At 54.7% G+C, this 11,146-nt stretch carries 9 protein-coding genes and 1 other annotated feature; all 9 genes read right to left on the bottom strand.

Features of this window, described 5'->3' with window-relative positions:
* Positions 1–3,497: DNA-directed RNA polymerase subunit beta' (gene rpoC, locus GXX57_04165; GenBank protein HHV43848.1), on the bottom strand; the 3,497-nt coding region annotated here is incomplete at its 3' end.
* Between the two features lie 102 nt (positions 3,498–3,599).
* Positions 3,600–7,118 (bottom strand): DNA-directed RNA polymerase subunit beta, encoded by a 3,519-nt coding sequence (rpoB, locus tag GXX57_04160; protein HHV43847.1) that lies wholly within the window; start codon positions 7,116–7,118, stop codon positions 3,600–3,602.
* Between the two features lie 499 nt (positions 7,119–7,617).
* On the bottom strand, positions 7,618–7,995 hold the full coding sequence (gene rplL / locus GXX57_04155; protein HHV43846.1) for a 50S ribosomal protein L7/L12: 378 nt from the start codon (positions 7,993–7,995) through the stop codon (positions 7,618–7,620).
* A gap of 26 nt (positions 7,996–8,021) precedes the next feature.
* Positions 8,022–8,549: a 50S ribosomal protein L10 gene (locus tag GXX57_04150; GenBank protein ID HHV43845.1), complete on the bottom strand. Its 528-nt coding sequence runs from the start codon at positions 8,547–8,549 to the stop codon at positions 8,022–8,024.
* 23 nt (positions 8,550–8,572) lie between these two features.
* Positions 8,573–8,705, bottom strand: a sequence feature (ribosomal protein L10 leader region).
* 28 nt (positions 8,706–8,733) lie between these two features.
* Positions 8,734–9,444: a 50S ribosomal protein L1 gene (gene rplA, locus GXX57_04145; protein ID HHV43844.1), complete on the bottom strand. Its 711-nt coding sequence runs from the start codon at positions 9,442–9,444 to the stop codon at positions 8,734–8,736.
* 59 nt (positions 9,445–9,503) lie between these two features.
* Positions 9,504–9,929, bottom strand: coding sequence for a 50S ribosomal protein L11 (gene rplK, locus GXX57_04140; protein ID HHV43843.1), 426 nt, complete (start codon positions 9,927–9,929; stop codon positions 9,504–9,506).
* Between the two features lie 24 nt (positions 9,930–9,953).
* Complete coding sequence (gene nusG / locus GXX57_04135; GenBank protein ID HHV43842.1) at positions 9,954–10,484, bottom strand: transcription termination/antitermination protein NusG; 531 nt, start codon at positions 10,482–10,484, stop codon at positions 9,954–9,956.
* A gap of 24 nt (positions 10,485–10,508) precedes the next feature.
* The gene (secE, locus tag GXX57_04130; protein HHV43841.1) at positions 10,509–10,733 is read right to left on the bottom strand and encodes a preprotein translocase subunit SecE; all 225 of its coding nucleotides are present in this window, start codon (positions 10,731–10,733) and stop codon (positions 10,509–10,511) included.
* 32 nt (positions 10,734–10,765) lie between these two features.
* Positions 10,766–10,918, bottom strand: a complete 153-nt coding sequence (gene rpmG, locus GXX57_04125) for a 50S ribosomal protein L33 (GenBank protein ID HHV43840.1) — start codon at positions 10,916–10,918, stop codon at positions 10,766–10,768.
* Positions 10,919–11,146: the final 228 nt, after the last annotated feature.

Genomic DNA, 11,146 nt, shown 5'->3' with positions numbered 1-11,146 from the left:
CTGGAAGCAGACGCCGCGACCTCTGTGCTGTCAGGTTCCGTGGTACGCAAGTCCTCTGCGGGATAGACCCGGATATTGCGGTACCGGGACATGCCAGTACCCGCAGGGATTAGCTTACCAATGATCACGTTTTCTTTCAACCCTACCAGACGATCTTCTTTACCCTTCAGGGCTGCATCGGTCAGTACCCGGGTAGTCTCCTGGAAGGAGGCCGCCGACAGGAAACTTTCGGTCGCCAACGAAGCCTTCGTAATACCCAACAGGGTGGGCTTGGCCGTGGCGGGTTCGCCCCCCTCGGCAGTAACCCGGGCATTCTCCTCTTCGAACTCGAACACATCCACCAGGCTGCCCGGTAACAGATCCGTGTCACCGGACTTTTCCACCTTGACCTTACGCAGCATCTGCCGAATGATGACTTCAATGTGCTTGTCGTTGATATCCACACCCTGGGACCGGTAGACATCCTGGACCTCATTGAGCAGGTACATGTAAACTGCTTCAATTCCCTTGATCCGAAGGATGTCATGGGGGTTCAAGGGACCTTCTGTTAGCTGGTCACCGGCTTCAATCCGTTGGCCATCCCGCACCTTCAACCGGGCGCCGTAGGGAATGGTATGGCTCTTTTCCTCCCCGTCATCGGTGACTACGATGACCTTCCGGGCACCCTTAGTCTCGGTGATCTTGATGGTACCGGCGACCTCGGACATGATGGCCTGACCCTTGGGCTTCCTGGCTTCGAAGAGTTCCTCCACCCGGGGCAGACCCGAGGTAATATCCTCTCCCGCGACACCTCCCGTATGGAAGGTGCGCATGGTCAACTGCGTACCCGGTTCACCAATGGACTGGGCGGCAATGATTCCCACCGCTTCCCCGACCTCCACCATATCACCGGTGGCCAGGTTCCGCCCGTAGCAACGGGCACAAACACCGTGTCTGGTCCGGCAGGTGAGAACTGACCGTATAGCGACTTTTTCGATCCCCGCATCCTCCACCAGGGTGGCCAACTCCTCATCAATGAGCCGTCCCACAGGGACGATGACTTCCCCGCTTCGCGGATCAATCACGTTTTCTGCGGCCACCCGGCCAATAATCCGCTCCCGCAAGGGTTCTACCACGTCCACGGAACCATCGGGGCTCTCATCCACGATGGCGCTGACGGAGATTCCCGCGTCCGTACCACAGTCTTCCTCCCGAACGATCACATCCTGGCTCACGTCCACCAAACGCCTGGTGAGATAGCCGGAGTCTGCGGTACGCAGTGCGGTGTCCGCCAGACCTTTCCGGGTACCGTGGGTGGAAATGAAGTACTCGATTACCGACAGTCCCTCCCGGTAATTGGAGGTGATGGGTACCTCGATGGTCCGACCGGTGGGGTCCGCCACCAGGCCGCGCATCCCCGCGAGCTGACTGAGCTGGGAGACGTTACCCCGGGCTCCTGAGATGGCGATCATGTAAACCGGGTTGAATTTGTCGAAGTTGCCGATCATGGCACTGGTAACTTCGTCCTTGGCCCGGGTCCAGATGTCCACCACCCGCTGGTAGCGCTCCTCGTTGGTCAGCAGTCCCATCCTATGCTGCTCTTCCACCAACTCCACCTCGGAGGTAGCCTTCTGCAAAATGTCTATCTTGGCGGGAGGTACTTGCAAGTCTACCACACTGATGGTGGTACCGGACTTGGTAGCATAGTGGAAGCCGGTCTCCTTAATCCGGTCTAGTACCTCGGCGGTTGTGGTGCTGCCATAGCGCCGGTACAACCGGTCGACCAGACGGCCCAACTCACCCCGGTCTACCACCCGGTCGTAGAAGCGCATGTCTTCGGGCAGGATGTCGTTGAAGATCACCCGCCCTGCGGTGGTCTCCACCATTTCCCCGTTAATACGCACCTTTACTACGGCGTGCAAGGCCACCTCCTTGCTATCGTAGGCCATGAGCAGCTCCTCCGGAGAGCAGAAGGCTCTGCCTTCACCCTTGACCCCGGGACGGACCTGGGTGAGATAGTAGCAACCGATCACCATGTCCTGGGTCGGTGTGGCCACGGGACGACCACTGGCCGGGAGAAGCAAGTTGTGACTGGCCAGCATAAGGAGTCGGGCCTCGGCCTGGGCCTCCGCAGATAGGGGTACGTGCACCGCCATCTGGTCGCCGTCAAAGTCCGCGTTGTACGCAGAACAGACCAAGGGGTGAATCTGGATGGCCCGGCCCTCTACTAGCACCGGCTCAAAGGCCTGAATTCCCAGTCGGTGTAGAGTAGGAGCACGGTTGAGTAGTACCGGATGTTCCTTGATGACCTCCTCCAATACGTCCCAGACTTCACCGCGGACCCGTTCCACCATGCGTTTGGCGCTCTTGATGTTATGGGCATAGCCCTGATCCACCAGCCGCTTCATAACGAAGGGCTTAAAGAGCTCCAGGGCCATTTCCTTAGGCAAACCACACTGGTGCATTTTCAGTTCCGGTCCTACTACAATCACAGAACGGCCGGAATAGTCGACGCGCTTACCAAGCAAGTTTTGCCGAAAACGCCCCTGTTTTCCCTTTAGCATATCGCTTAGAGATTTCAGCGGCCGATTGCCTGGTCCCGTCACTGGACGCCCCCGGCGGCCGTTGTCGATAAGGGCATCCACCGCCTCCTGGAGCATCCGTTTTTCGTTACGCACGATGATATCCGGTGCACCCAGTTCCAATAGACGCTTTAGACGATTATTCCTATTTATTACTCGGCGGTAGAGATCATTGAGATCTGACGTGGCAAACCGCCCGCCCTCCAACTGAACCATAGGCCGCAAATCCGGAGGAATGACGGGGATTACCTCCAGAATCATCCATTCCGGTCGGTTACCGGAGCGCCGGAAGGCCTCGGTCACCTCTAAGCGTCGGATCGCCCGGACTCTGCGCTGTCCAGTGCTTTCTTTGATCTCCTTGCGAAGTTCGCCAGCCAATTGCTCCAGATCGATCTTTGTTAATAGTTCCTTGATGGCCTCAGCACCCATACCGGCGCGGAAACCATTGGGATACTTGCTGGCATATTCCTTGTACTCACTTTCGCTTAGCAGCTGCTTCGGGGCTAGAGAAGTCTCACCGGGATCGATAACTACATAGGCAGCGAAGTAGAGCACCTTCTCCAAAGCCCGGGGCGACATGTCCAGCAGCAGACCCATCCGGCTAGGAATTCCCTTGAAGTACCAGATGTGGGAAACGGGCGCCGCCAGCTCAATATGCCCCATCCGTTCCCGACGGACCTTGTTCCTGGTTACTTCTACACCACAACGATCACAGACTATACCCTTATACCGCACCCGCTTGTACTTCCCGCAATGGCACTCCCAGTCCCGGGTGGGTCCAAAAATCTTTTCGCAGAACAGACCTTCCTTCTCCGGTTTCAAGGTCCGGTAATTGATGGTCTCCGGTTTTTTGACTTCTCCGTTGGACCATTGACGAATTTGCTCCGGTGAAGCGATAGAAATCCGGATCCGATCGAAGTTGTTAACATCCAGCACGGGTAAGTCCCCCCCTAAGCAACGTAAATAAGGCTGGCACAAATTCTACCGTCGGGGCCTGGGCCCCAGACATACCTACAGGTCTTGGTGGCGATCCTGCGTCTATTCCTCATCATCATCGAAGAGGGACAACAGATCCTCGTTTTCTTCCTCTTCCTCTTCTTCAGAGTCTTCCACCACATCCTCTTGGTATCCGTCCTCTCCGAGGTCTTCCAGCTCATGCAGATCGAGTCCCAATTCTCGTGCCATTTCGCCAATATCCTCGTCTTCCTTGATCTCGATTTCCTCGGCCTCTTCCGAAAGGACCCGCACATCCAAGCACAGACTCTGCAACTCCTTGATGAGTACCTTGAAGGATTCCGGTACTCCCGGCTCGGGAATGTTCTCCCCTTTGACAATGGCTTCGTAAGTCTTCACCCGGCCTGTCACGTCGTCGGATTTCACCGTCAACAGTTCCTGCAGGGTGTAAGCGGCGCCATACGCCTCCAAGGCCCAGACTTCCATCTCTCCAAACCGCTGGCCACCGAACTGAGCCTTGCCGCCCAAGGGCTGTTGGGTCACCAGGGAATAGGGCCCCGTAGAACGGGCATGGATCTTGTCGTCCACCAGGTGGGCCAGTTTCATCATATAGATATACCCTACCGTTACGGGCGAATCAAAGGGCTCGCCAGTCCGACCATCATACAGGATGGTCTTGCCGTCGCCGGATAGACCCGCTTCTTCCAGACAGGCCAATACTTCATTCTCCGATGCACCGTCAAAGACGGGCGTAGCCATCTTGATACCCAGGACCTTGGCCGCCATTCCCAAGTGGGTCTCCAGAATCTGACCCACGTTCATCCGGGAGGGCACGCCTAAGGGGTTCAACACAATCTCCACCGGTGTACCGTCGGGCAGGAAGGGCATGTCTTCCTCCGGCAGGATCCTGGCTACGACACCCTTGTTCCCGTGGCGTCCAGCCATCTTATCTCCCTCGGAGATCTTGCGCTTCTGGGCAATATACACCCGGACCAGACGATTGACTCCCGGAGCCAGCTCATCATCGTTATCTCTGGAAAACACCTTCACATCCACTACGACGCCCCCTTCGCCATGGGGCACGCGCAGGGACGTATCCCGCACTTCCCGGGCCTTTTCACCGAAGATCGCCCGTAGCAAGCGTTCTTCCGCTGTAAGCTCCGTCTCTCCCTTGGGGGTCACTTTCCCCACCAAAATATCATCAGGGCGTACTTCGGCACCGATCCGGATGATTCCCCGATCATCCAGATCCTTGAGCACATCGTCCCCCACGTTCGGGATGTCCCGGGTGATCTCTTCGGGACCCAGCTTGGTATCCCGGGCTTGACATTCATATTCTTCAATATGGATAGAAGTAAAAACATCTTCTTTTACTAATTTCTCGCTCAGTAGGATCGCGTCTTCGTAGTTATATCCTTCCCAGGGAACGAAGGCCACCAGGACGTTCCGACCCAATGCCAGCTCGCCCTGCTCGGTGGAAGGCCCATCCGCGATCACTTGACCCTTTTCCACCCGCTGCCCCTTCTGCACCAAGGGTCGTTGGTTGATGCAGGTACCTTGGTTCGACCGTTCAAACTTCTGAAGCTTGTACCGGTCTACGGCTCCCGTATCCGTTTCGATGACGATCTCCGCAGCGGTCACCCGTCTGACCGTTCCGCTGTGCTTGGCCAAAAGCACTACACCCGAATCCACCGCCGCCTTGTATTCCATCCCGGTCCCCACCAGGGGTGACTCGGGCCGCAAAAGAGGGACAGCCTGGCGCTGCATGTTAGATCCCATCAGGGCACGGCTGGGGTCGTCGTTCTCCAGGAAGGGAATCAGGGCCGTGGCCACACTGACCAATTGCTTGGGTGAAACGTCAATGTAGTCCACCTCTTCCCGGGGTACCACGATGATCTGGTCTTTGTAACGGACGGTCATACGCTCGTTTACGAGGTAACCATTATCGTCTAGGGGCTCATTGGCCTGGGCAATCACGTATTTATCCTCTTCATCAGCGGTCAAATACTCGATCTGATCCGTAACCCGACCATTTTCCACCCGCCGGTAGGGGGTTTCAATGAACCCGAAGTCGTTCACCCGGGCGTAGGTACACAGAGAGTTGATCAGACCAATATTGGGTCCTTCCGGGGTCTCAATGGGACAAATGCGTCCGTAGTGGGAATGGTGTACGTCACGCACTTCGAAACCAGCCCGGTCACGGCTGAGACCTCCCGGCCCCAGGGCACTGAGGCGGCGCTTGTGGGTCAGCTCCGTTAGCGGGTTAGTTTGATCCATGAATTGGCTAAGCTGGCTACTGCCGAAGAATTCCTTCACCGCGGCCACCACAGGCCGAATATTGATGAGAGCCTGGGGTGTCACCACTTCCGCGTCCTGAATCGTCATCCGTTCCCGGACCACCCGTTCCATCCGGGAAAGGCCAATGCGGAACTGGTTTTGGAGCAGCTCACCCACCGATTTCAGTCGGCGGTTACCCAAATGGTCGATATCGTCGATCTGACCAATACCGTGCATCAAACAGACGATATAGTTCACAGTGGCCACGATATCTGAAGGAGTGATGGTCCGCTCCTCAATATCTGGAGAATTGGGAATGACTTTCACTTGCTCCCCGTCAACTCCGGTGATATAGACATGGGATATATCCGCACTGTTCAGCTGTTCCAGAATGTCCCGGGTAACTTTGATCCCCGCCTTCACCACGACCTCTCCGCTACGCCGGTCCACCACGTCCTGGGCCAAGCGTTGGCCCAGAATCCGCTCTCCCAAACAAAGCTTCTTGTTAACCTTGTACCGGCCCACCGCGGCCAAATCATAACGTTTGGGCTCATAGAATAACGTTTCAAACAACGAAAGGGCACTCTCCGGGGTGGGTGGCTCACCGGGGCGCAACCGTTTGTAGATCTCTACGAGGGCCTCTTCTTGGGTCTCGGTGTTATCCCTCTCGATAGTATTGCGGATGTATATATCATTGTCGAACAGTTCGAGAATCTTTGCGTTGGAACCGAAACCAGCGGCCCGCAGCAATACGGTGGCGGGCAATTTTCGCGTCCGGTCGATACGAACGTAGATCACGTCGTTTTTGTCTGTCTCAAACTCAAGCCATGCTCCCCGATTGGGAATGATACTGCCGGTATATAAATATTTACCCGAAGTGTCCTGTTCTTGGTTGAAATACACTCCGGGAGAACGCACCAGCTGGCTTACAATCACCCGTTCGGCTCCATTAATAATGAAGGTACCCTTTTCGGTCATCAGGGGGAAATCCCCCATAAACACTTCTTGCTCTTTGATTTCACCGGTCTCCTTGTTGATCAGCCGCACACGTGCACGCATGGAAGCGGAGTAGGTAGCGTCCCTTTCCTTGCACTCCTCAACGCTATACTTGGGTTCCCCCAATTCGTAGTCCACAAACTCAAGCACCAGATTCCCCGTGAAGTCCTGAATGGGTGAGATGTCCGCAAACATCTCCACCAGTCCCTCTTCCAAGAACCACTCGTAGGACTTGCGCTGAATCTCGATGAGATTTGGCATGTCCAGAATCTCTTCAATCTTGCCAAAGGAACGCCGGGTCGTGTCTCCAAACTTGATCTCTACAGCCATGTCAAATCACCCTCGCTTCCCAGTGATATATACCTCTCACAAAGGCGGACCAACATCACACCAGTCCCAGGTTCACCAGATTCCTCCAGAACAAAAAGCGAAAACCCACCAGCATGTAGAATTTCCGCTTGATAGCAACTCTATACTTTTGACACCTTGGGAAACCCCGACTTGTTCGCCAGTCATTGCCAGGTTTATCGAAAAAAAACTAAAGCACCTTGCAGGAAAAACGGTCTCATCGAAGAAGTAATTATATATGAGTGGTTGCACATGTACTGCAATCTCCCAAAAAAGGGCGCAACGAGCCCCGGAAATCAGATAACACTTTAGAATGATACCATAGAGGATTGTGGAATGTCAACCGGATATTTGTCGCCTTTTTGAGACCAGGAGTGCAAGAAATATCCTCTGCTTGCCTTTTGTGCCAGTTCCTCTTGATAGGTCGCAAAAAAAAGGGAGGGTTTTGAACAAGCCCTCCCTCTTTTCTTGTTCTTCTGTACTACTTCAGCTCCACCTGGCCGCCAACTTCCTCGATCTTGGCCTTAATGTCCTCGGCTTCTTCCTTGGAGACGCCTTCCTTAATGGGTTTCGGAGCCTCGTCCACTAGAGCCTTGGCTTCCTTCAGGCCCAGACCGGTGAGCTCGCGGACAACCTTGATCACTTGGATCTTCTTATCGCCGGCGCTGGTGAGAATCACATCAAATTCGGTCTTCTCTTCCGCCGCAGCCTCAGCAGCCGCAGGAACACCAGGCACAGCCGCCACAGCCATGGGAGCAGCAGCGCTTACACCAAACTTCTCCTCGATCGCCTTTACCAACTCTGCCAATTCAAGAACAGTCATATTTTCAATAGCCGTCAGGATATCCTCTTTAGTCATTTCACAGATTCCTCCTTTGAAATTCATTAGCTAGCCGCATCGGCTTTCTGCTGTCGCACTGCTTCCAGTGCATATGCCAATCCGCGGATAATTCCGCTGAGCGCGGTAACAAATCCGGTTACCGGGGACATAAATCCATATGCCACCTGAGCCAGCAACACTTCGCGGGACGGTAGCTTCGCCAGCGCCTCAACTCCGGCTTGGTCAACCACCTTACCTTCCACGACCCCGGCCTTGATCTCGAGGTTTGCGTGTTCCCTGGCAAATTCGGTCAAGATCCTCGCTGCGGCCACAGGGTCCTCGTAGGAAAAGGCCAAGGCCGTTGGACCAGCCAAATACCCGTCGAGCCCCTCCACCGCGGCATCCTTCGCGGCCAGCCGGGTCAAGGTATTCTTAGCCACCCTATACTCTACCCCGGCACCACGGAGCTGGCGACGCAACTCGGTCACCTCAGCCACAGTCAAGCCCCGGTAGTCCGTTAGGACTACACTGCTCGCCCGTTCAAACTTCTCCCTCAACTCCTGTACCACGGCGACTTTCTCTGCCCTTGCCATCAGGTCACCCCCCTTGACTATAATCGGGCAACAAAAAAAGCGCGATCACCACAGACAGATCCCGCTTTGCATCTTCTCGACTAATCAGCCTCGGCAGGCATTCACTTTAAGCCAAGTACTGGCACCTGCTGTCTGTGGCATAAACCATCTATCCGATTTTTGTTGCTCTCTTAGCTCACTATCACTATCTCTCTACGAACTCTGCGAGCACCACATGGGGATCGATCTTTACCCCTGGGCCCATGGTGGAGGACATTACAACCTTCTTCAGATAGGTCCCCTTCGCAGCTGCCGGTTTCGCCCGCACAACTGCAGTAATCAAGGTCTTAAAGTTTTCCACCAGTTTCTCGTCCTCGAAGGAAACCTTGCCGATCGCCACGTGCATGGTACCGGCCCTAGTTACCCGGTATTCCACTTTTCCAGCCTTGAATTCCTGCACCGCCCGGGCAATGTCCATGGTCACCGTTCCCGCCTTGGGATTAGGCATCAAACCACGCGGTCCTAGGATCCGACCCAGTTTACCTACAATCCCCATCATGTCCGGTGTGGCAATGGCCACATCGAAGTTCATGTTGCCTGCTTCCACCTGCTGGGCCAAATCCTCAGCACCAACGATGTCCGCACCGGCGTTCTCAGCTTCTTTCGCCTTTTCGCCCTTCGCAAAGACCGCCACCCGCACCTGTCGACCGGTACCGTGGGGCAAAACCACTGTACCACGGACTTGCTGATCCGCATGACGGGGATCCACGCCTAGTTCAAGAGCCAAGTCTACGGTCTCGTCAAACTTTGCGGTGCTGATCCGTTTAATCAGGGCAATAGCCTCGTCGGGCCGATAGAGCTTTGTTCTGTCCACTTGCTTTGCTGCTTCAACATACTTCTTACCACGTTTTGGCACTTTTCTTCCTCCCTTGTGGTGATAGCGAAAGTTACCTTTCTCCCACAAATCTTGGCTCACTAACCAACCACTTTGATTCCCATGCTGCGGGCCGTCCCTGCCACGATCTTGATGGCCGCATCAATATCAGCTGCGTTCAAGTCTGGCATCTTAAGCTCCGCGATCTCCCGGACCTGAGCCATGGTCACCGTGGCAGCATCCAAGTTCTGTGGCGTGCCTGAACCTTTCTCAATACCTGCGGCCTTCTTCAGCAATACAGCTGCAGGCGGTGTCTTCGTGATAAAGGTAAAGGACCTATCCTCATAGATACTGATCACTACAGGAATGATCATCCCTGCCTGATCCGCAGTCCGGGCGTTAAAGCTCTTACAAAACTCCATGATGTTCACACCGTGTTGGCCCAACGCAGGACCCACCGGCGGAGCAGGAGTCGCTTTACCCGCAGGAACCTGAAGCTTGACAACCGCTGCCAGTTTCTTAGCCACCATTCCACCCCCTACACAACAAATCTAGAGCTTCTGGACCTGGTCAAAGTTCAACTCTACGGGTGTCTCCCGACCAAACATCGAGACAGCCACCCGCAACTTGCCCTTCTCCAGATTCACTTCTTCCACCCTGCCGGAGAAGTTCACGAAGGGCCCATCTATTACTTTGACCCGTTGTCCAACTTCGTACGCAACCTTCCGTTGCTTCTCGCCCATACCCACTTGTTTGAGTATGGCTTCCACTTCCTCATCCTTAAGGGGCACGGGTCTCGAACCGGAGCCGACAAATCCGGTCACCCCAGGTGTATTCCGTACCACATACCAAGAATCATCAGTCATGATCATCTCGACTAGTACGTACCCGGGGAAGATCTTTTTCTCGACGACTCGCTTCTTGCCATCTTTGAAATCTAACTGCTCTTCGGTGGGCACAAGAACCCGAAAAATCTGGTCTCCCATACCCATGGACTCAACGCGTCGCTCGAGATTTGTCTTCACCTTGTTTTCGTATCCCGAATATGTGTGGATCACATACCACTGTTTACCGCTAACCATGCGGACGGAGACCCACTTGTCTCCTTACCCCCCCAAGGTTCGTAGTAACTGTAAAATCTGCGCAATTACAAGATCAGACACACCGATGAAGATCGCCACGAGAACTACGGTGAAGATCACCACTCCCGTGAACTTCAGCAACTCTTGGCGATTCGGCCAGACGACTTTGCGTACCTCGCCCCTTACTTCCCGGAAGAACCGTCTCACCCGGTTCCAGGCACCCTCGTTAGTTTTCGGTGCAGTTGCCATGGCTTATCCCTCCGTCGAATTACCGAGCCCTGTTACCGGGTTTCCTTGTGCTCGGTGTGCTTCCGGCAGAACTTGCAATACTTTTTCAGCACCAGCCGGTCGGGAGTATTTCTCTTGTTCTTCATCGTCCTGTAATTGCGATTCTTGCACTCGCCACATTCCAGGTTGATAGCTTCCCGGACCATATTGACACCTCCATCACATTCAGACCCATGCATCTCCCTTAAGCACACTGTTGTGCATAATAGAGAGATTATCATATCTGCCCTGGCCTGTCAACCCTAGGCATCCTCTGGCTTTATCCACCTCAGCAAGCATTGCCACGGGTGCTCAACGAAACAGCAGGGCCATTCGAAAGACTACAAACTTGTTAGGCTCCAAGGGGCTTTCTGCTGCGTACAACGCGACCCAAT

The sequence above is a fragment of the Bacillota bacterium genome, assembly GCA_012839765.1.
In the GTDB taxonomy this organism is placed as follows: Bacteria; Bacillota; Limnochordia; order DUMW01; family DUMW01; genus DUMW01.
Note: the sequence above shows the minus strand (reverse complement) of the source record. Positions and strands in the feature narration are given on the sequence as shown.

Excerpts from the sequence above, each read along its gene's own strand:
- rpoB (HHV43847.1), bottom strand. The coding sequence starts at position 7,118 with ATGGCTGTAGAGATCAAGTTTGGAGACACGACCCGGCGTTCCTTTGGC.
- rplL (HHV43846.1), bottom strand. The coding sequence starts at position 7,995 with ATGACTAAAGAGGATATCCTGACGGCTATTGAAAATATGACTGTTCTT.
- GXX57_04150 (HHV43845.1), bottom strand. The coding sequence starts at position 8,549 with ATGGCAAGGGCAGAGAAAGTCGCCGTGGTACAGGAGTTGAGGGAGAAG.
- nusG (HHV43842.1), bottom strand. The coding sequence starts at position 10,484 with ATGGTTAGCGGTAAACAGTGGTATGTGATCCACACATATTCGGGATAC.
- secE (HHV43841.1), bottom strand. The coding sequence starts at position 10,733 with ATGGCAACTGCACCGAAAACTAACGAGGGTGCCTGGAACCGGGTGAGA.
- rpmG (HHV43840.1), bottom strand. The coding sequence starts at position 10,918 with ATGGTCCGGGAAGCTATCAACCTGGAATGTGGCGAGTGCAAGAATCGC.